Source organism: Neobacillus soli NBRC 102451 (genome assembly GCF_001591665.1).
GTDB classification, from domain to species: Bacteria; Bacillota; Bacilli; order Bacillales; family Cytobacillaceae; genus Neobacillus; species Neobacillus soli.
In genome coordinates this window covers 50,733-70,730 of the sequence record NZ_BCVI01000015.1, presented here as the reverse complement: position 1 = coordinate 70,730, position 19,998 = coordinate 50,733, and the positions used below count along the sequence as shown (strand labels likewise).

The following is a 19,998-nucleotide window of genomic DNA, read 5'->3' as shown; positions in this document are numbered from 1 at the left end:
TCCTCTAGGGCGCTGGAGCTGGACAGTAATATAGGTTCGGTTTACTTTAAAAGAAGGTGAGCAGGTCAAATTAACCCGCTCATCCTTTTGTTATTCGATTATTTTTTTACCATGGTGCTTGGAATATATAATACTTGGCCCTCAAAGACATCTTGACTGAGTTCAAGATTGTTGGCGCGAAGGAGATTTGGTACTGGCACACCATAACGATCAGCAATACTATCAAGGGTATCACCCTTTTGAGCAATACAAACCTTTACTTTTGCTTGAACAGCACTTTCATCCTTCCGGGCAAAAAACTCTGTTAACGACATGTTTTTCTTTTTGGCAGCTTTTTTCTTTTTTACATTCTTTGGCGGCGCTTCTTCAGATGATGATGAACTTTCCTCTTCCATGTATACGTCCTCTTCAAAATGAGGAGTTGGGGCCGGCTTTTCTTCAATAACGATTTCCTGCTTAACCTCAACCTCAACCTGCTTGCTGCCTTCGCTTCTCGCTTCTTGTAGATCCCATAAAGGCTGGTAGTCTTCTTCTTCCTCCTCATCCTGCGGCTGATAGTTGAAGGTAGGGAATTTCGGTAAAACATCCACACTTTCGTCTTCCTGTGGCTTTCTGGCCTCGGCCTCAAACAAGAAGTTGTCTTCATAACTACTTTGAACGGTGGTCTGTTCGACTTCTACATCCTCCTCCGCTTCGTCTGTTTCAGCACGGTTAAGGACCTCATACTCGGGCGTTTCCTGCTGCAGCGGCTGATCGGTTCCATATAAACCGCTGATGGTCAGCTCGGCAGATAGCTTCAAACAACTACGCTCAGGTGTGGAATAATCAAACGATTCTACAAGGACATCGATATCGTAAATACTTTGAATCCGGTTATTTGGAATGGTGATATCGACTGGGAATCGATGTGAGAATTCACAGGTTCCTTCCTCACGTTCCTCCACCCTCTCGACAAATTTTTGAGAGGTAAAACCATCATTCTCACTAATTTCGCTAGCTTCGTAACTTTTATATTCGCCGGTGAGTTCGAGCGAACCACGTATGGTTACGTACTGATCGTTTTCCTGGATGGTGATGTCCGGGTCTAGAGAAATCGAGATAAGCTCTTCGACTTCCTGTCCTTTTCTAAACCACAAGGACTCCTCCAGCGAAAACCGTAGGCACGATTGATTCTCTTGGGACAAAGCGACTCCTCCTTTCGTTTCCTTCACGCAAAATCACTATGTCACTTACACTTTATGAACTAAGGGATTTATTTATGATAAAAAAGCGTTGGAGTGGGAAAAGAAACAGAGGTTTTTTTGTGGGGTTGAGGGGATTTTATCGGATTAGGATGGGAAATGGAGCTTTGGAATGGGGGAATTCCGCCGATTTGAGCAGGGATTCCGCCAACCTGCCTGGGAATCCCGCCAAGTTTAAGAATTATTTCCGCCAACTTTGGTACTTTTCCCGCCAAACCTATGCTGAATCCCGCCAAGCTGCTTTTTAGTTACCTTTTTTAGCTTAAAAGTCAGTCCGCGGACTGGCTCGGTAATTTGGCCTTTAACCATATAAAAAACATCCACCAAAACCGGTGGATGTTCAGCAACAATAATTATTTAAGTTTCGAAAATGCAATCTCAGCAGCTTGAATGGTTTTTTCAATATCCTCATCAGAATGCTCTGTTGATAGGAATAGTCCTTCGAATTGTGATGGCGGCAGGAATATCCCTTGCTCAGCCATTTCCCGGTAATATGCAGCAAAGAATTCTAAATTAGATGTTTTTGCTTTTTCATAGTTAATGACGTCTTCATTGGTAAAGAAGAAGCCAATCATCGAACCAGCCCGGTTAAATGTAATCGGGATATTATATTTTTCAGCAGCTGCTTTAAAGCCTTTTTCGAGCATATCGCCCTTACGGATAAACTCCTCGTAATGCGCTGGCGTTAATTGACTTAATGTTTCATACCCGGCAGTCATTGCCAGTGGGTTGCCGGACAGAGTTCCCGCTTGATAAATCGGGCCGCTTGGAGCGATTTGCTGCATGATTTCCGCTTTACCGCCGTAAGCCCCAACTGGTAGTCCGCCGCCGATGACTTTGCCAAGACAAGTAATGTCAGGTGTTATCTTAAAATAGCCTTGCGCGCAATTGTAACCTACACGAAAGCCGGTCATGACCTCATCAAAAATGAGCAATGCACCGTATTGTGTGGTGACCTCACGCAAGCCTTCTAAGAATCCTGGCAGCGGCGGGACTAGGCCCATATTTCCAGCGACAGGTTCAACGATGATACAAGCAATATCATCGCCATATTGTTCGAAAGCAACTTTTACACTCTCAAGGTCATTGTAAGGCACTGTGATTGTATTTTTTGCGACACCTTCTGTTACACCAGGGCTGTCAGGCAAACCAAGTGTTGCTACCCCAGAGCCCGCCTTAATCAACAATGAATCCCCATGACCATGGTAACAGCCTTCAAATTTCAAAATCTTGTTGCGGCCAGTATAACCACGTGCTAAACGGAGCGCGCTCATCGTCGCTTCTGTTCCTGAAGATACCATCCGGATTACTTCAATCGATGGCACACGCTCGATGACAAGCTTTGCCAATTCATTTTCCATTAATGTCGGCGCACCAAAGCTTGTACCCATTTCCGCGACTTTTTTAAGCCCCTCAACAACGCGGTCGTTGGTGTGACCGAGGATTAGCGGCCCCCATGATAGGACATAATCAATATATTCATTGCCATCAATATCGTAGATTTTTGAGCCTTTGCCTCTTTCCATAAAAATCGGATCCATATTCACTGATTTAAAGGCACGTACCGGGCTGTTTACCCCGCCTGGCATTAGGGTTTGGGCTTCTTTAAATGCTTCAACCGACTTCGTATACGAACGCATCTTATTCCCTCTTTTCAAATAATATTTATTCGTCTTCTTTCAACCAGCGACAGGCATCCTTTGCATGATAGGTAATAATTAGATCCGCACCTGCGCGTTTCATACCAAGTAACATTTCAAGCACAGTCTTTTTCTCATCAACCCAGCCGTTTTGCGCTGCTGCTTTAACCATCGCATATTCACCGCTCACGTTATAAATGACAACAGGTAAATTAAAGTTATTTTTTACATCCCGAACGATATCAAGGTAAGGCATACCAGGTTTGACGATCAGGAAGTCCGCGCCTTCAGCGACATCGGATTCCGCTTCTCTTAGTGCCTCTATCCGGTTCGCTGGGTCCATTTGATAGGTTTTCCGGTCGCCAAATTGCGGCGCACCCTCGGCCGCTTCACGGAAAGGTCCGTAGAATGCCGAAGCATATTTAACCGCATAAGACATGACCGGTATTTCTGTAAAACCAGCTTCATCCAAACCAGCGCGGATGGCAGCAACGAAACCGTCCATCATGTTTGACGGGGCAATAATGTCCGCCCCTGCCTTCGCCTGGGCCACTGCCGTTTTCACAAGCAAATCAAGTGATTCATCGTTAAGGACTTTCTCCCCTTCAACCACACCGCAGTGTCCGTGATCGGTATATTCGCACAAGCATGTATCGGCGACAATAATAATTTCAGGAAAGTTTTCTTTAATATAACGGGTAGCCATTTGGACGATGCCATGGTCATGATAGGCTTGTTCGCCGCAGGCATCTTTCGTTTTCGGGATGCCGAATAATAGGACAGACTTAATGCCATGGGCAACGATGTCATCCATTTCCGCTTGCAGATTGTCCATCGATACTTGGAATACCCCAGGCATAGATGAGACTTCATTGCGGATATTCTCACCCTCATAAATAAACAGCGGATAAATGAAATCCTCCGCTCTCAAGTGATTTTCTCTGACAAGTGCCCGCATATTGGCACTTGTGCGCAATCGGCGATGCCGTTTAAATTGAAGTTCCATTATATTAACCTCCCAAGGATTTAACAATTTTCGTTTACTGGCGGATAAATCTACTTTACTGGCGGATAATCCCGTCCAACTGGCGGATAACCTAGCTTTACTGGCGTTAACCCGCTTTACTGGCGGATAGCTCCCCCCAATCGGCGGTTAACCCTATTTAGCTTGCGAATCTAATGTTTCTGTGGTTCGCCCTTCTTTTTCTAAAAAGGTAATTGTGCTTTTAATCATCTCGTGCACTGTGTATTCTGCTGGTGACGCATGTACTGTCAGTCCATAATCTAGTAATTTTTTCTCCGTAACCGGCCCGATGCAGCCAATTACACAGCTCCGCAGCTGCTCACTAAGTCCATACTCCTGAACGACATCCATGAGATGGTCGACCGTCGAGGGACTGGTAAACGTGAGAATATCAAGCTGATTAGCGCCCAGCATGCCGGCCAGCTTCTCGCGGCTTTCCGCAGGCATGTAGGTTTCATAAATAACAATCTCATCAACCTGAGCGCCATACTCCGTCAAGGAGCTGGCGATATATTCACGTGCGAGATTTCCTTTCGGGAGTAATACCCGCGCACCGTGATGAATACAAGGTAAAAATTCCTCAACAAACACTTCCGCAACATAGGCAGAGGGCACAAATTCAGCCCGAAGCCCTAATTCTTTCAAAACCTCTGCCGTCTTTTTCCCAATCACAGCGATTTTTGGAAATCCCGCTTCAACCCTATCATAAAAAGAAAAAAAGGTTTCCACCGTTACATTGCTCGTAAAAATAATCCAGTCGTATGTAGCAAGGGCCTTCAAAGCATCCTGAAGGCGCTGATTGGAATCTATTGGACGAAAGGCAATAAGAGGAATTTCAATTGGAATCCCTCCATACCTTTCGACAAGCTTGGAGAATGTTTTTGCTTGATTTTCGCCTCTTGGAACAAGAACTTTTTTATCAAGCAAGGGTAAGGATGGGGTCATTGACCTTCGAGCTCCCGTTTCACCTTATCAATCAGGTCCTTACCGCCTTTTTCAATTAATAAGTCAGCAGCCTGCACACCAAGCTCCTCCGGATGCTGCCCGCGGACTTCTTCTTTAATGATTTCATGTCCTTCTGGCGAGGCAACTAACACATTCAGGACGATTTCATCATTTTCCTCGACACGTGCGAAGCCGGCGATTGGAACCTGACACCCACCCTCCATTTTTTGTAAGAAGGCACGCTCAGCCCGAACGGCTCTTTCGGTTTTTTTGCAGGTGAATTTTTCAAACAGCTCAAGTAGTTCTTTATCATCTGCACGGCATTCGATTGATAAGGCCCCTTGGCCGACTGCCGGAATGCAAAGCTCTGCATCTAAAAATTCAGTAACCACGTCCGTTGCCCAGCCGAGGCGGGAAAGGCCGGCCGCCGCTAAAATGATGGCATCGTATTCTTCCGTATCTAATTTTGCTAATCTTGTATCGACATTGCCGCGGATCCATTTAATCTCTATATCTGGTCGAGCTACTAACAGCTGTGCACTGCGGCGAAGGCTGCTCGTACCGATAATCGCACCCGGCTTTAAATCTTTTAACTTCACATGTCCTTTGGAGATAAGGGCGTCACGGTGGTCCTCCCGGAAAGGAATACAGCCGATGGTTAGACCCTCAGGTAAAACAGCAGGCATATCTTTCATACTGTGAACAGCCATATCAATCTCTTTATCAAGCATCGCCTGCTCGATTTCCTTCACAAATAAGCCTTTGCCGCCTACTTTTGATAGCGTTACGTCTAAAATTTGATCGCCTTTGGTAACGATTTCTTTTACCTCAAAATCGAAACTTGGATCAAGCTTTTTAAGCTGGTCCATCACCCAATTTGTTTGTGTTAACGCCAATTTACTTCGTCTAGAGCCTACAATAATTTTTCGCATGATTGCCTCCTATTGTTTACGCGTACCATAAATGAAATGATGATAACTGTCCAAATAAGAAAAAGTTAATTAAAACGATTAAAAAAGAAGCTGTATTCCAAATGGCTAACTTTTTTCCCGATAGATTTTTGGCAATACGCAAATATAAAAAGATGCTGTAAGCCGTAAGTAACAAGAACGACCCGATTATTTTCATATCGTACCACGGCATCCCGGGTACCATTAGAAATGCCCATTGCAGGCCTAGAATCAGACTTAACAGGAGCATAGGAACACCAATGACAGCCAATATGTAGGATGACTTTTCTAATTTTTCCAAATCAGCAAGCCGAATGAGTCTAGTTCCCCACTTTTTTCTTTTCAATAAATCATATTGAACCAAATACAATGTTGAAAAAACAAAGGATAGCGAAAATGCCCCATAAGAAAGAATTGCCATCGTAATATGGATCAAAAGCAGTTCCGACACAAGCTGCTTCGCCATAATGTGGGACCCGTATTGCATTGGAGCAAACGTATGAATGGCCATAACGGTAAAGCCAAGTATATTTGTGAAAAAGACAATAAAATCGACTCGTAGTAAGTGATTTATTCCAATTGACAATGTTATTAATACCCAGGCATAAAAATAGAGTCCCTCAAAGATAGTTAATACAGGGAATCTTCCTGTTTTTGACATATAAAAGAATAAGAAAACCGTCTGCAGTACCCAAACAAATGCAAGTAACCAGAAGGCAATACGGTTTGCCTTCCGGTTATGGTGAATGAAATCAAAGAAATAGAGCAGCACACTGAAGGCATATAGAACAACCGTTAATTCATGAAGCCTTGTCATAAAGACATCAAACATAACAGGGCCCCCACTTATGACTGAAAGGAAGCCTGGTTTGTGTTAACCGGTAGTAGATTGGTTTCGGCTGCTTTCAAATGTTGTTCGCGGGTGAGCTCTTCTATATTAAAGATTTTCATAAATAGATCCATTACCTGATCTGCATCGGGTCTAGCAGCCAACTCTTTTGCTTGTAAAATAGGATCTTTTAACAGCTGGTTAATAATGCTTTTGGTATGTTTGTTTAATACTTTGATATCACGATCCGTTAAATTTGGCAGTTTTCGCTCCAAACTTACCATGGTTTCGGACTGAATCGTATGGGCCTTTTCTCTAAGTGCGGAGATTACCGGAACCACACCAAGCATTCCAAGCCATTGGTTAAAATCAACGATTTCTTTTTCAATCATGAGCATGATTTTTTGAGAGGCCTTTTTGCGCTCCTGAAGGTTGGCTTCAACAATCCCCTCTAAATCATCGATATCGTATAAAAAGACGTTTTCAAGCTCGGCAATCCGTGGATCCAAGTCACGCGGTACGGCAATATCGACCATAAATAATGGCTTGCCCTTACGTTTCTTTTCTACTTTTGCCATCATTTCTTTTGAAATAACAAAGTCCTTTGCCCCTGTTGAGCTGATTAAGATGTCGGCTTCGACAAGTGATTTTTCCAATTCCGCTAAGGTTCTCGCTTCACCGCTAAAACGGCTCGCCAGGACTTTCGCTTTATCGTACGTTCGATTAATGACTGTTACCTTTTTAACACCGTTCCCATGGAGGTTCTGGGCTGCTAATTCACCCATTTTCCCTGCTCCAAAAATCAACACATGCTTGCCCGCAAGCGAACCAAAAATTTTCTTCGCCAGTTCCACAGCGGCATAGCTGACTGAAACGGCATTTGCGCCTATATCTGTTTCGGAATGACCGCGTTTAGCGAGCGTAATTGCTTGTTTAAATAAATGGTTAAATACAGTACCCGTAGTTTCCTGAGCTTGAGCTGCCATAAAGCTTGTTCGAACCTGGCCAAGGATTTGAGTTTCCCCTAAAACCATAGAATTAAGTCCGCAAGTGACATTAAATAAATGTTCGACCGCACCATCGTCTTCATTTACAAATAAAAATGGAGAGAATTCTGTCTGCTCCATGCCGAACCATTCAGACAGGAATTCCTTCATATAATAGCGGCCTGTATGTAATTGATCCACAACCGCATAAATTTCCGTACGATTACATGTAGACAAGATGATATTTTCTAGGATGCTTTTTTTAGTGTTTAACTTTTTCATGGCATCCACAAGATCGACTTCATTAAAAGTCAACCGCTCACGGATTTCTACAGGGGCCGTTCTATAGTTAAGACCGATCACGACTATATGCATTTTTTTTGGACACCCCCAATAAATATTACAACTTAACTAGTATGATTATATCACGAGCAAATTCGACTTTTGCCCGAAAAATGTGAACAGAAAACGAAACTATATGATAAAATAAATGGGAATTTCCTTATTCACGTTTCAATAATACTTCCTTATGTACAGTACCAAAAAAATGGACTATATTCAAGTGAACCTTACTGGAAGCGGTGTTTTGATGAAAAACCAACATATTTTCCCAGGGATTTTATTAATCGGATTTGGGGCTTACTTTTTTTTACAGCAATTAAATATCACTTTTTTTCAACAAATTTCTACATGGCCGACATTACTGATCATTGTTGGGATAGCCTTTTTAGGTCAAGGCTATTCAGCGAAGGAGCATGCATCGATTCTTCCCGGGGTGATTATGACTGGACTGGGTCTGCATTTGCACCTAGCCGGCAGAATCGGATTTTGGCCTAGTAATAATATTGGTATGTTAATATTGATTATTTCGTTTGGGCTATTTCTGCGCTTTCAAAAAACAAACTCAGGCTTGTTTCAAGCCTTCCTTTTTCTTATTTTAGCTGTCCTGCTGCTCTTTTATGATAAAATTGCTGGATATTTCGGCATACTTCAAAACGGGATGAGTTTTGTGTGGAAGTTTTGGCCCGCACTTTTAATTGTAGTTGGTATCTATTTTCTACTAAAAAGAAAAAAATAAACGCCGGGCTGTATAGCGCCCGGCGTTTATTTTACATAAAACTCTGCAGTGCGGACCATGCTTTATCTTTTCCCTCACCTGTTTCAGAGGAGAAAAGAATTAGTTGGTCGTTTTTATCAAGATCGAGTGTCTCGCGTGTTACCTTTAAATGCTTTTGCCATTTCCCTTTGGGGATTTTATCCGCCTTCGTGGCGATAATCACACACGGGATGTCGTGATGCTTTAAAAAATCATACATCATCACATCATCCTTCGAGGGTGGATGCCTTAAATCGACGATTTGGACAACCGCTTTTAACTGCTCGCGTGTCGTTATATACGTATCAATCATTTTCCCCCAGGCGGCCCGCTCTGACTTAGAGACTTTCGCGTAGCCATAACCTGGCACATCGACAAAATGAAGAATTTCGTTAATCAGGTAAAAATTAAGCGTTTGGGTCTTTCCTGGTTTAGACGAAATTCTCGCCAGGCCTTTCCGGTTGAGCATCTTATTGATAAAAGAAGATTTCCCCACATTGGAACGGCCTGCAAGCGCAAATTCAGGTAAATCTGTTTCCGGGTACTGATCCGGTTTCACCGCACTGATGACAATATCTGAGCTGACTACCTTCATTGCACGTCACCATCCAGAAGGGCATGCTTTAAAACTTCATCCACATGGGAAACAAGAACAAATTCCAATTCATTTCTGACGCTTTCAGGAATATCATCAATATCCATTTCATTATCTTTTGGAAGAATAATCTTCGTTAGTCCCGCTCTATGGGCGCTGAGTGTTTTCTCTTTCAAGCCGCCAATCGGAAGAACCCTGCCACGTAAGGTAATCTCCCCCGTCATCCCAACTTCACGACGAATAGGTCTTCCTGACAAGGCCGAGACAAGCGCCGTTGCCATCGTAATCCCGGCTGATGGCCCATCCTTTGGAACCGCACCTTCCGGAACGTGGATATGGATATCATATTTTTCATGAAAATCTTTTTCAATACCGAGCACACCCGCTTTGGAGCGAATATAGCTAAATGCGGCTTGAGCCGATTCCTTCATAACATCGCCCAGCTTACCAGTTAGGACGAGTTTACCCTTACCAGGAGATAGAGACACTTCGATTTGCAGGGTGTCGCCGCCAACAGTTGTATAGGCTAAGCCCGTTGCCACTCCGACCTGATCCTCGGCCTCTGCCATTCCATAGCGGAATTTTGGTTTTCCTAAGAATTCCTCAACCGTTTTTTCGGTAATAATGACACGTTTTTTCTCGCTGGAAACTATAATCTTCGCTGTCTTCCTACAGAGGGTGGCCATCTGGCGTTCCAAGCTTCGAACACCGGCTTCGCGTGTGTAATAACGGACGACTTTGAGTATCGCATCATCGCGGACTTGCAGAATCCCCTTTGTCAGTCCATTTTCTTTGATCTGCTTTGGCAGTAAATGGTCCCTGCAAATATGGACTTTTTCAAGCTCGGTGTAGCCAGCGATGGTGATAATCTCCATTCGGTCTAAAAGCGGTCCCGGTATCGTCGAAAGGTTATTGGCTGTCGCAATAAACATTACCTTTGATAAATCATATGGTTCCTCGATATAATGATCGCTAAAATTATTGTTTTGCTCTGGGTCTAGGACCTCAAGCATCGCCGAAGATGGATCACCGCGGAAATCATTCGACATTTTATCAATTTCGTCTAGTAAAAAGACGGGGTTCATCGTTCCTGCTTTTTTCATACCTTGGATGATTCGCCCTGGCATCGCACCGACATATGTTCGGCGATGACCGCGAATTTCCGATTCGTCACGGACGCCTCCAAGTGAAACGCGGACAAAGTTCCGATTTAGCGATGTCGCAATCGAACGGGCAAGACTTGTTTTTCCAACACCCGGAGGTCCGGCAAGGCAAAGGATCGGCCCTTTTAACGAATTGGTCAGCTTCTGAACAGCTAAATATTCAAGAACACGCTCTTTTACTTTTTCAAGTCCGTAATGATCTTGATTTAATATTTTTTCCGCACGGTTTATATCGATGTCATCCTCTGTCTTTTTCGACCAGGGGATGGAAATCAGCCAATCGATATAGTTGCGAATAACAGCACTTTCGGCAGAGCTCGTTGGCACCTTTTCATAGCGGTCAAGCTCTTTCAGTGCGGCTTTTAGTACATGTTCGGGCATATCCGCTTGCTCGATTTTTTTCGTAAGTTCGGCAATTTCACCTGTTTTGCCTTCTTTATCGCCTAATTCCTTCTGAATCGCCTTCATTTGCTCACGCAGGTAATACTCTTTTTGAGTCCTTTCCATCGAACGCTTGACACGCTGACCAATCTTTTTTTCAAGATTAAGGACTTCTTTTTCGTTATGGATCGTATCAATAACCAGATTGACACGTTTTTTAATATCAATCGTCTCAAGGATTTCCTGCTTTTCCTTCAGCTTGATTGGCAAATGCGAGGCGATGATGTCGGCCATTCTGCCAGGTTCCTCAATATCTGTGACAGAAGCATATGTTTCCGCAGAGATTTTTTTTGATAATTTTATGTATTGCTCGAAATAATCAAGCATTGTTCTCATCAAGGCCTGATCTTCAACATCCTTCGTATCCGGATCTTCATACGTGATGATTTTTACGGAATAATAGTCCTCTTCATCATAAAAAGAAACAATTTCTGCTCTGTTCAATCCTTCTACCAATACTCTTATCGTGCCATTTGGCAGTTTAAGCATCTGCTTAACCTTTGTCAACGTTCCAAGCCTGTATAAATCCTCTTCAGATGGATCATCAATGGAAACATCCTTTTGAGTGGTTAGGAAAATTAAATGGTCATCTACCATTGCTTTTTCAAGCGCTTGTACCGATCTTTCACGTCCTACATCTAAATGAAGGACCATTGTCGGATAGACAAGCAATCCCCGAAGCGGCAGGATGGGGACGATCAATTCGTTCATTTTCGCCAAAATACTGCACCTCCACATGCAAATCAATATTTTCTACTGCAATAGCAGTATAGTCTTTGTACAATTCTATCCTATTTATTTTTAAGTGTCTATTTTTAGAGAAATGACGCACCGGGAAATCTTTTTTCAATATAACATTACTTTCCCCAATCCTAAGGAAATCTTCCTAGATTCCTTTTGAAAAAATGAAGCAATAAAAAACTTCGGTTTGTCTGTCTGACACAAACCGAAGTTCTTCCTTGTTTTCATTCTTAGCATACAGAGGCTGGTTGGTGTACTTGCTGCCGCAGTAAGTTTTTCTATTTAAATGGTTTCTTTTTTGGCTAGCTCAATCACCGAAGCTGGAATCGCATCGATTCGCTGATAGTCATTCACGAGGGCAATTTCAAAAACCTCATGAAGATGGGTAACCGGAACAATCTTGATTCCATCGATTTCGTTTAAGATTGTTTGCATATTTTCCTCTGGAATAATGACGGTTTTTACGCCAGCCTTTCGGGCCGCCTTTACCTTCGGATAAACACCGCCAATTGGTTTCACATTTCCGTGGATACTAATTTCTCCCGTCATCGCTACCGTGTTGTCGATTGGAATTTTATAAATAGCGGAGTAAATCCCTGTCGCCATCGCAATTCCTGCGGAAGGACCATCAATCGGAACCCCGCCCGGAAAATTCACGTGGATATCATAGTCATTTGCTGGCACACCCATTGAACGTAAAACGGTAATGACATTTTCAATTGAACCGCGCGCCATACTTTTCCGGCGAATCGATTTCCCTTGACCGCCAATACTCTCTTCCTCAACAATTCCGGTAATATTGATGGACCCTTTATCCTTTGCGGGGATGACGGTCACTTCTATTTCAAGTAATGCCCCTGAATTCGGCCCGTAAACTGCTAGCCCATTGATAAGACCAACATGAGCTAAATCATTGATCTTTCGTTCCATTCTTGGCGTCATTTGACTGGAGTGGATGACCCATTCTATATCTTCATCCTTAATAAAATTGCGTTCTTCGGTAATTGCCAGACCGGCCGCAATTTGAATCAGGTTAACCGTTTCACGCCCGTTCCTAGCATAATTAGAAAGAATATTTACACCGGTTTCATTTATTTGCAGATTTACCTTATCCGCCGCTTTATTGGCAATTTGCACAATCTCTTCCTGGCTTAAATCCCGAAAGAACACCTCCATACAGCGTGAACGGATGGCAGGAGGAATTTCACTTGGTGTCCTCGTTGTCGCACCAATCAAACGAAAATCAGCGGGAAGTCCATTTTTAAAAATATCATGGATATGGGTTGGGATTTGGTTATTTTCTTCATTATAATAAGCACTTTCGAGGAATACCTTCCGATCCTCTAACACTTTTAGGAGCTTATTCATTTGAATCGGATGCAATTCCCCAATTTCGTCTATAAAGAGCACGCCCCCATGCGCATTCGTAACCGCTCCTTGTTTTGGCTGCGGGATTCCAGCCTGTCCCATCGCCCCTGCCCCTTGATAGATGGGGTCATGAACGGAACCGATTAACGGGTCGGCTATACCTCTTTCATCAAATCTTGCTGTTGTAGCATCTAATTCAATAAAAACCGATTCACGTTTAAATGGTGATTTATGATTCTTTTTCGCTTCCTCCAAGACAAGGCGGGCTGCGGCTGTTTTACCAATTCCTGGCGGCCCATAAATGATCACATGCTGCGGATTTGGTCCGCATAACGCCGCTTTCAATGATTTTATCCCATCCTCTTGGCCAACAATGTCCTGAAAACTTGTAGGCCGGACCTTTTCGGCTAATGGCTCTGTTAATGAAATGGATCTCATTTTGCGAAGCTGTTCCATTTCCTTTCGGGATTCCCGATCAATACTCACTTTTTGTGTACGCTGATTTCTAAGCAAATTCCAAAAATAGAGCCCAATGATGATTCCGAAAAATAGCTGTATAAATAAGGCAATCCCCGTCCAACTCATACTATTCCCTCCTGCAACTTATTACATAATAGATATTAATAAGTATTTCCTGCAGTGTGATGGAATAAACAAGAAAATAGAAGAAACTGAAACGGGGTGATGGCGAAAATTCAGATTCGCGAGTAAAAGGTGGAAATTCGCGGGTAAAGCCAGGAAATTCGCAAGTAATGTACGATAATTCGCGAGTAAGGCATGGAAATTCGCGAGTAAGATTCAATAATTCGCTCATTGGGCTCGGAAATTCGCCCATTGAACCCGGAAATTCGCTCATTGGCCCGAAGAATTCGCCCATTGGGCCCGGAAATTCGCTCATTGGCCCCAATATTTCGTAGATAGTACATGAAAATTACCTAATTGAGCGAAAAAACCACTGAAGAAAGCTAAAAAACACCAATAGAACATGAAAAGACCCAGCAATTGGCCGGGTCTCTAAAAAATTATGCGGATTTTTCTTCTGCAACAACGGTTCCATCTTCTAAAATTAGTTTTGGAACGCTATTTTCAATCACTGTATCTTTGGTAATCACACACTTTGTAATGTCAGAGCGAGAAGGAAGGTCAAACATGACATCAAGCATGATTCCTTCAATAATCGAACGCAGACCACGGGCACCCGTTTTTCGTTCAATCGCCTTCTTCGCAATTTCCACCAATGCACCTTCTTCAAATTGCAGCTCAACATCGTCGATTTCAAGCATTTTTTGATATTGTTTCACTAGTGCATTTTTTGGCTTAGTTAAAATTTCAATCAATGCTGCTTCATCTAACTGTTCAAGACTTGCGATAACCGGAAGACGGCCGATAAATTCTGGGATTAGTCCAAAGCGGAGCAAGTCCTCAGGCAATACCTTTGAAAGAAGTTCTTTTTGGGCAATGTCTACTTGCTTCACATCTGAACCAAAGCCAATTACTTTTTGGCCTAAACGGCGCTTGATAATTGGTTCAATTCCGTCAAACGCACCACCGCAAATAAATAAAATATTTGTGGTATCGATTTGAATGAATTCCTGATGCGGGTGCTTACGTCCGCCTTGAGGTGGAACACTTGCAACCGTACCTTCAAGAATTTTTAATAATGCCTGCTGAACGCCCTCACCGGAAACATCCCTTGTAATCGAAGGATTTTCAGATTTACGCGCAATCTTATCAATTTCATCGATATATATAATCCCTTTTTCTGCTTTTTCAACATCATAATCGGCAGATTGAATTAATTTTAATAAAATGTTTTCGACGTCTTCCCCAACATAACCAGCCTCGGTAAGAGAAGTTGCATCGGCGATTGCAAACGGTACATTCAAAATACGTGCCAATGTTTGCGCCAATAGTGTTTTACCGCTTCCTGTTGGTCCAATCATACAGATATTACTCTTTGAAAGCTCAACGTCATCAATTTTGCTATTGGAATTGATCCGCTTGTAGTGGTTATATACAGCTACAGATAACGATTTTTTTGCCTGATCCTGGCCGATGACGTACTCATCAAGAATTTCACAAATTTCCTTTGGCTTTGGTACGTCTTTAAATTCTACTTCTTCTTCAGTCCCAAGTTCTTCCTCAACGATTTCCGTGCAAAGCTCGATACATTCATCACATATATAAACTCCCGGCCCGGCCACTAACTTTCGAACTTGATCCTGTGTTTTGCCACAGAAGGAACACTTTAATTGTCCTTTTTCATCATTAAATTTAAACAAATCCTTTCACCCCTCAATACATGTTAATACCCTATTTAAAGCTGCGAATTACACAAATAATATCCGATATTTTTCTAACAATTCAATAGTATGTATTTTGCATTGTAACATAATAAGCTTATGGACTGGAAATAAAAAGCTTTACGCAATTATGTTTTTCATTTTTCTTCTTTTATTTGTGCAATTCATTTTAAAAACTGTATGTACTCATTAATCTTAACCATTATGATAAAAATAAAACTCTAAGCTGTTTGGAAATTATTTATTTTTAATTCGGCGTGACTTTCTGAATTTCCTGCTCATTTTTTGAAAAGGGTTCCCTTTTCTTATTATAATATGTAATTGAAAAAATGTATAAAACAAGGCACGATTTAATCGCGCCTTGTCTTAATTTATGAATTACTTCTTATTTTCAACAAGAAAATCTACTGCTTTTTTAAGTTTAAGGTCTGCTTTAATGCCTTCAAGTCCGCCTAGCGCTTGTTTAATGCTATCAACGGTCATGTTGTACATTCCAGCCATGTTTTCAAGCTCAGCGTTTACTTCTTCTTCAGTAACGTCAAGGTTCTCTGCTTTAGCAATCGCTTCTAATGTTAAGTTAACACGTACACGGTTTACAGCTTCTTCCTTCATTTGTTCACGAAGTGCTTTTTCGTCTTGTCCGGAGAATTGGAAGTAAAGCTCCATGTTCATCCCTTGCATTTGCAGACGTTGTTCAAATTCTTGAAGCATGCGGTTTAATTCATTTTCGATCATAACTTCGGGAATTTCAACCTCAGCATTTTCAGCCGCTTTTTCAACGACAGTATCACGAAGGTGATGCTCTGCTTCATGCTTCTTGCTGTCTTCTAAACGAGTTTTGATTTTTTCTTTTAATGCATCTAATGTTTCAACTTCATCGTCCACATCTTTTGCAAACTCGTCATCTAATTCAGGAAGTTCTTTTCCTTTAATTTCATGAACAGTTACTTTGAATGTTGCTGGCTTACCAGCAAGCTCTGCAGCGTGGTATTCTTCAGGGAAGGTTACTTCCACGTCTTTTGATTCGCCAGCTTTAACACCTACAAGCTGCTCTTCAAAACCAGGGATGAATGATCCAGTACCTAATTCAAGTGAGTGGTTTTCAGCTTGGCCGCCTTCAAAAGCTTCGCCATCAACGAATCCTTCAAAGTCAAGAACAACAGTATCACCGTTTTCAGCAGGGCTTTCTTCTTTAACAACTAGCTCCGCTTGGCGCTCTTGAAGCGTTTTTAATTCGTTAGCAACGTCTTCTTCAGTAACGTTTGTATCCAACGCCTCTACTTCTAAGCCTTTATATTCGCCTAATGTCACTTCAGGCTTAACTGTAACCGTTGCTTTGAAGATAAGCTCTTTACCCTTTTCCATTTGTTCAACGTCGATGTCAGGACGATCAACAGGTTCGATTCCTGTTTCATCAATGGCACTTCCGTATGCTTCAGGAAGAAGAATATCTAATGCATCTTGATAAAGTGATTCTACACCAAAGCGTTTTTCAAACATTCCACGAGGCATTTTACCTTTACGGAAGCCTGGTACGCTTACTTGTTTAACAACCTTTTGGAATGCCGCGTCAAGACCTTCGCTTACTTTTTCCGCACTTACTTCAACTGTAAGAACACCGCGGTTTCCTTCTAACTTTTCCCATTTCGTTGTCATACCTTTTTCCCTCCAACAATCTATTCTCATATCATTCGTAACGAATTTGAGTCGGAATATGTCTTGTCCATCAAGCCATTTTTCCAGTTTTTTAAATGTAAAATGTATTTTTTACACAATGCAACCCCTACATTATAACATAGGTTTGTTTTCTTTCAACAGCGAAGCCTATATATTGGGCGAAGAATTTTTTTCAATTTCCTCTATTTTAACGATTGCCTGTCCAATTTCTTTTTCCGAAATAGAATAGTCCCTTGCAATCTTCCCTATCTCTGGATCTAAGCCATGGTATTCCTCCGCAAGTAGATGAAAGGCTCCCGCCCATGCTGCGGGGCTTTCTGGTTCAAATTCGAACGGATAGCATAGGAAAAAAATCCGGTCAACCATTCCAATCGTATTTTCAAAAAGAACAGGGTTATTATTTTCCAATTGATTCTCTAATAAATTCTTTATCGCTATCATTCTTGGCTGCACTCTGACTTCCGGAAGCTGTGTTGGAATGACTTTTCCTTCCATCGCGAATTTCCTCACTACTAATTCCCGGTCGATTTCCTGCTCTTTTAAAAGAGTTAACAGGATTGTTTTTAAAAAGGGATGACCTTCCTCCGCTTTTAAATAGTCGGCTATTTCTGCTGCATAAGGTCGGATGTTTTTCTCTGCCAAATTGGAAGCTACCTGCATTTGCTCGTTTAGATTTTTAATAGAAAAAAGGTTGAGCCCTTGGGCAGTGGTTTCTTCCTCATGGGCGTTGTCGTTTATGTCCAGTTGAGACTGGCGGTTCTCCGCCATGCGCCGGCTGAATTGAAGGATGGTTAGAAAATGATCATGTTTATCCTCTGGAATCTCTTTTTCTTCAAATAGGGCTTCGATCGTCGCTACGATTTCCTGATATTCATGAAGTTGAATGAGTACCGTTAAATAGAGGTCGACCATTTGAAAATATTCACCGATTCCTTTTAGAAGCATTTCATTCGCTAGCTGTTTTGCTTTTTTAAAAGAACCTGCTTCAAAATAGGCAAGCACTAGGCCGATTAAAATATCATCATTCTCGGAGTCAAGCTCCTTCGCTTCTTCCAAAAGGTTGATGGCTTCATTGAATTTTTTCTTTTCAAGGCTCTCAAGGCCTTTGTTTGTTAATCTTTTTTCAAGCCCGGGAAAAAAGATCACATTATCTATTCTTTTTGCTTGCTCCCGTTTTTTCATAAAATCCGTCCCTTTGGCATGTCGTTGGAAAATAGTGTAGCATAAATAAAAGACAAAAAAAACTCACCAATCGTGGTGAGTTTAAATTTTGGTATGTATTTTAGATGGTACAAGAAAATAACGTCCCAGGAGAGATTCGAACTCCCGACCCACGCCTTAGCTTACCACTATGACTTTCGTCACCAAACAAATGCTGTTTGTGGTCTGGACTATATCTTCACCATTTCAGGTGCGACACGTGTAGTCTCTACGGAACCTCACGATAATCATTAACGATTATTTTTCAAAATCCTTACCACCGACCATGGTCAGTCATTCAGGGTTTCTCTTCCTTGTAAAAGGCGTAAGTTTCCTCGGTATTACCATCAGCATGATCTGTTAAGGCTTCACCGATATAGTGTCGTCCACTTTATAGGTTCTTGTTTCCCTATAAAGGCTCCTATTTTCTTGAAGGGCGTTGCTCTATCCAGCTGAGCTACTGGGACATATTTATTTTTTAAGACAAGATTTATTATATTACCCTAATATCAAAAAGTCAACAGGTAATTAAAAAGTTTTTTTAAAAGAAAAAGGGGCGGGGGCCCCATCATTTTGGCAATACAAACTCACACGCTAAGTCCACCATTTCCCGCCCATTCGCTTCAAACACGGACATCTTAATTTTATCGTCGATTAAATCCAGAATGACATAAGTCTTTTCAGGGCGCTCTCGTGGAAGACGAATGCTGCCTGGATTTAAAAATAAGGTACCTTCAATCACTTCCGCACCTAAGATGTGCGAGTGGCCAAAGCAGACAATATCAGCATTGACTTCCTGTGCCTTATATTTTAAATTCATTAAAGTAGATTTGACAGAATACCGATGCCCGTGAGTAATGAAGAATTTCCGCCCCGAAATTTCAGAAATAGTCTCCAATGGAAACCTGCCCCCGAAATCACAGTTGCCCATTACTGTTAAATAGCCGGACATCGCTTTATCGTCAGGCATCAATTGTGAGTCGCCGCAATGAATCATCAAATCAACCTCTTGCAAATGCCGCTCCCTTAGAACTTCAAGCTCTCTCGTCATTCCATGGCTATCACTCACAATCAAAACCTTGCTCATGACTGCTCTGCTCTTTCTAAAATAGAATCAAGGACCACATCTAGCTTCTTTAATGCATTCGCACGGTGGCTGATTTTATTTTTCTCATCCGCAGATAATTCAGCCATTGCCAGACCCATCGAAGGCACATAAAAAACCGGATCATAGCCGAACCCATTTGTCCCGCGGCGCGCTTCAAGAATGCGACCTTCTACGGTGCCTGACACTGTTAGTGTTTTTTTGCCAGGGATGGCAACAGCTAGGGCGCAGTAAAATCTTGCGGTCCTCTCTTCATCCGAAACGTCCTTTAATTCAGACAAGACTTTATCGGTATTGTTCTGGTCATTTTTTGGTTCTCCAGCATAGCGTGCCGAATAAATTCCCGGCCGTTCTTCAAGAGAGTCCACCATTAAACCGGAATCATCGCCAATCACCATTTTATTGAGTGCCTGGGAAACAGCTTCTGCCTTCAGGATCGCATTTTCTTCAAAGGTCTTACCGGTTTCTTCGACATCAGGAATTTCAGGAAAATCAAGCAATGTTCGAACTTCGATACCTCTTGGCGCAAAAATATGCTCAAATTCTCTCGCCTTACCAGGATTTTTAGTAGCAATAATAACTTCTTTCATATCAATCGCCTCTTATTTTATAAATCTATTTTGAAAATATAATGCTTGCACAAACTTAATTCTTTTTTTGCATGGAAAGGGTTCTTTCCGCAGGTCAAAGTCGC

At 42.1% G+C, this 19,998-nt stretch carries 17 protein-coding genes; 1 reads left to right on the top strand and 16 read right to left on the bottom strand.

Annotation, left to right across the window (positions count from 1 at the left end):
• Positions 1–98: 98 nt before the first annotated feature.
• The 8 genes from spoVID to hemA form a co-directional block, all read right to left on the bottom strand.
• On the bottom strand, positions 99–1,184 hold the full coding sequence (gene spoVID, locus BSO02S_RS05665; RefSeq protein WP_084374907.1) for a stage VI sporulation protein D: 1,086 nt from the start codon (positions 1,182–1,184) through the stop codon (positions 99–101).
• 231 nt (positions 1,185–1,415) lie between these two features.
• A complete protein-coding gene (locus BSO02S_RS28235; RefSeq protein ID WP_268875983.1) occupies positions 1,416–1,550 on the bottom strand; it encodes a hypothetical protein in 135 nt (44 codons plus the stop codon).
• A 44-nt stretch (positions 1,551–1,594) separates the two neighbouring features.
• Entirely contained in the window at positions 1,595–2,881 is a 1,287-nt protein-coding gene (gene hemL, locus BSO02S_RS05660) for a glutamate-1-semialdehyde 2,1-aminomutase (protein WP_066063751.1), read from the bottom strand.
• A 25-nt stretch (positions 2,882–2,906) separates the two neighbouring features.
• On the bottom strand, positions 2,907–3,887 hold the full coding sequence (gene hemB, locus BSO02S_RS05655; protein WP_066063750.1) for a porphobilinogen synthase: 981 nt from the start codon (positions 3,885–3,887) through the stop codon (positions 2,907–2,909).
• A gap of 153 nt (positions 3,888–4,040) precedes the next feature.
• Positions 4,041–4,850, bottom strand: coding sequence for a uroporphyrinogen-III synthase (locus tag BSO02S_RS05650; RefSeq protein ID WP_066063747.1), 810 nt, complete (start codon positions 4,848–4,850; stop codon positions 4,041–4,043).
• A complete protein-coding gene (gene hemC / locus BSO02S_RS05645; RefSeq protein ID WP_066063744.1) occupies positions 4,847–5,782 on the bottom strand; it encodes a hydroxymethylbilane synthase in 936 nt (311 codons plus the stop codon). Before hemC ends, BSO02S_RS05650 begins: the two co-directional genes overlap by 4 nt.
• 16 nt (positions 5,783–5,798) lie before the next feature.
• A complete protein-coding gene (locus BSO02S_RS05640) occupies positions 5,799–6,632 on the bottom strand; it encodes a cytochrome C assembly family protein (RefSeq protein ID WP_066063740.1) in 834 nt (277 codons plus the stop codon).
• Between the two features lie 14 nt (positions 6,633–6,646).
• Positions 6,647–7,990, bottom strand: a complete 1,344-nt coding sequence (gene hemA, locus BSO02S_RS05635; RefSeq protein WP_066063736.1) for a glutamyl-tRNA reductase — start codon at positions 7,988–7,990, stop codon at positions 6,647–6,649.
• A gap of 214 nt (positions 7,991–8,204) precedes the next feature.
• Here hemA and BSO02S_RS05630 point away from each other — a divergent pair, with 214 nt between their 5' ends.
• The gene (locus BSO02S_RS05630) at positions 8,205–8,693 is read left to right on the top strand and encodes a LiaI-LiaF-like domain-containing protein (RefSeq protein WP_066063733.1); all 489 of its coding nucleotides are present in this window, start codon (positions 8,205–8,207) and stop codon (positions 8,691–8,693) included.
• Positions 8,694–8,724: 31 nt separating this feature from the next.
• On the opposite strand, the gene yihA is transcribed toward BSO02S_RS05630, so the two are convergent.
• The 8 genes from yihA to BSO02S_RS05590 all read right to left on the bottom strand — a co-directional run bounded on the left by yihA (position 8,725) and on the right by BSO02S_RS05590 (position 19,894).
• On the bottom strand, positions 8,725–9,306 hold the full coding sequence (gene yihA / locus BSO02S_RS05625; RefSeq protein ID WP_066063731.1) for a ribosome biogenesis GTP-binding protein YihA/YsxC: 582 nt from the start codon (positions 9,304–9,306) through the stop codon (positions 8,725–8,727).
• A complete protein-coding gene (gene lon / locus BSO02S_RS05620) occupies positions 9,303–11,621 on the bottom strand; it encodes an endopeptidase La (RefSeq protein ID WP_425320393.1) in 2,319 nt (772 codons plus the stop codon). The genes yihA and lon overlap by 4 nt, the downstream gene beginning before the upstream one ends.
• A gap of 312 nt (positions 11,622–11,933) precedes the next feature.
• Positions 11,934–13,604: an ATP-dependent protease LonB gene (gene lonB / locus BSO02S_RS05615; RefSeq protein WP_066063723.1), complete on the bottom strand. Its 1,671-nt coding sequence runs from the start codon at positions 13,602–13,604 to the stop codon at positions 11,934–11,936.
• A 437-nt stretch (positions 13,605–14,041) separates the two neighbouring features.
• Positions 14,042–15,301: an ATP-dependent protease ATP-binding subunit ClpX gene (gene clpX, locus BSO02S_RS05610; protein ID WP_066063719.1), complete on the bottom strand. Its 1,260-nt coding sequence runs from the start codon at positions 15,299–15,301 to the stop codon at positions 14,042–14,044.
• 399 nt (positions 15,302–15,700) lie between these two features.
• Positions 15,701–16,978 carry a trigger factor gene (gene tig, locus BSO02S_RS05605; protein ID WP_066063716.1) on the bottom strand — a complete coding sequence of 426 codons (1,278 nt, stop codon included), beginning with the start codon at positions 16,976–16,978 and terminating at the stop codon, positions 15,701–15,703.
• 168 nt (positions 16,979–17,146) lie between these two features.
• Complete coding sequence (locus tag BSO02S_RS05600) at positions 17,147–18,181, bottom strand: tetratricopeptide repeat protein (protein WP_066063713.1); 1,035 nt, start codon at positions 18,179–18,181, stop codon at positions 17,147–17,149.
• A gap of 586 nt (positions 18,182–18,767) precedes the next feature.
• Entirely contained in the window at positions 18,768–19,286 is a 519-nt protein-coding gene (locus tag BSO02S_RS05595; RefSeq protein ID WP_066063711.1) for a metallophosphoesterase family protein, read from the bottom strand.
• Positions 19,283–19,894: an XTP/dITP diphosphatase gene (locus BSO02S_RS05590; protein ID WP_066063709.1), complete on the bottom strand. Its 612-nt coding sequence runs from the start codon at positions 19,892–19,894 to the stop codon at positions 19,283–19,285. Before BSO02S_RS05590 ends, BSO02S_RS05595 begins: the two co-directional genes overlap by 4 nt.
• Between the last annotated feature and the right edge of the window lie 104 nt (positions 19,895–19,998).

What these genes read in the sequence shown, in the direction of transcription:
- hemB (WP_066063750.1), bottom strand. Translation starts at nt 3,887, where the DNA reads ATGGAACTTCAATTTAAACGGCATCGCCGATTGCGCACAAGTGCCAAT.
- BSO02S_RS05650 (WP_066063747.1), bottom strand. Translation starts at nt 4,850, where the DNA reads ATGACCCCATCCTTACCCTTGCTTGATAAAAAAGTTCTTGTTCCAAGA.
- BSO02S_RS05630 (WP_066063733.1), top strand. Translation starts at nt 8,205, where the DNA reads ATGAAAAACCAACATATTTTCCCAGGGATTTTATTAATCGGATTTGGG.
- hemA (WP_066063736.1), bottom strand. Translation starts at nt 7,990, where the DNA reads ATGCATATAGTCGTGATCGGTCTTAACTATAGAACGGCCCCTGTAGAA.
- BSO02S_RS28235 (WP_268875983.1), bottom strand. Translation starts at nt 1,550, where the DNA reads ATGGTTAAAGGCCAAATTACCGAGCCAGTCCGCGGACTGACTTTTAAG.
- BSO02S_RS05590 (WP_066063709.1), bottom strand. Translation starts at nt 19,894, where the DNA reads ATGAAAGAAGTTATTATTGCTACTAAAAATCCTGGTAAGGCGAGAGAA.
- yihA (WP_066063731.1), bottom strand. Translation starts at nt 9,306, where the DNA reads ATGAAGGTAGTCAGCTCAGATATTGTCATCAGTGCGGTGAAACCGGAT.
- BSO02S_RS05600 (WP_066063713.1), bottom strand. Translation starts at nt 18,181, where the DNA reads ATGAAAAAACGGGAGCAAGCAAAAAGAATAGATAATGTGATCTTTTTT.
- BSO02S_RS05595 (WP_066063711.1), bottom strand. Translation starts at nt 19,286, where the DNA reads ATGAGCAAGGTTTTGATTGTGAGTGATAGCCATGGAATGACGAGAGAG.
- hemL (WP_066063751.1), bottom strand. Translation starts at nt 2,881, where the DNA reads ATGCGTTCGTATACGAAGTCGGTTGAAGCATTTAAAGAAGCCCAAACC.
- lonB (WP_066063723.1), bottom strand. Translation starts at nt 13,604, where the DNA reads ATGAGTTGGACGGGGATTGCCTTATTTATACAGCTATTTTTCGGAATC.
- tig (WP_066063716.1), bottom strand. Translation starts at nt 16,978, where the DNA reads ATGACAACGAAATGGGAAAAGTTAGAAGGAAACCGCGGTGTTCTTACA.
- BSO02S_RS05640 (WP_066063740.1), bottom strand. Translation starts at nt 6,632, where the DNA reads ATGTTTGATGTCTTTATGACAAGGCTTCATGAATTAACGGTTGTTCTA.
- lon (WP_425320393.1), bottom strand. Translation starts at nt 11,621, where the DNA reads ATGAACGAATTGATCGTCCCCATCCTGCCGCTTCGGGGATTGCTTGTC.
- hemC (WP_066063744.1), bottom strand. Translation starts at nt 5,782, where the DNA reads ATGCGAAAAATTATTGTAGGCTCTAGACGAAGTAAATTGGCGTTAACA.